The sequence below is a fragment of the Bradyrhizobium sp. NBAIM08 genome, from assembly GCF_020193935.1.
Taxonomy (GTDB): domain Bacteria; phylum Pseudomonadota; class Alphaproteobacteria; order Rhizobiales; family Xanthobacteraceae; genus Bradyrhizobium; species Bradyrhizobium yuanmingense.
Window position 1 is genome coordinate 1 of sequence record NZ_JADYVR010001157.1, and the last position, 392, is coordinate 392.

A 392-nucleotide genomic window follows, 5' to 3' on the forward strand; every position below is an offset into this window, starting at 1 on the left:
GTATCAGCCTCGGCCGCATCAATCTGATCATCGCGCAAATGCACGACGAGGTCGAAGTGCGCGAGCGTGAAAACCCCTTCCGCCCTTATCTGCTGGCCCGTGCATTGCATGAAGGCTTGCGTGTCATCGCACGCGACGAGACCACGCAGAAACTCTTGTTCGACACCATGTCGCTGGCGATGGCCAGCCAGGTGCCGGGGTTTTATTCCAGCTCCTCGACGTGTTCGAAGCGGGCGGCGTGAATTCGCGCCTGACCGCGCGACCAAGCGCAATGACGCGCGCCCAGCGCGAGCGCCTGGCCTGGCAAAAGGCGGCTGACCAGTTGATTGGCCGCGCAGATCCGGCGCTGGCGGCGCTGGACAATCCCCTTCACGCCGCGCAATCGCGCATCC

Annotated in this window: 1 protein-coding gene; it reads left to right on the forward strand. The window is 63.8% G+C overall.

The window, feature by feature from the left end:
* Nucleotides 1-242: hypothetical protein (locus I6F37_RS43930; RefSeq protein ID WP_225154975.1), on the forward strand; the 242-nt coding region annotated here is incomplete at its 5' end.
* Nucleotides 243-392 lie beyond the last annotated feature (150 nt).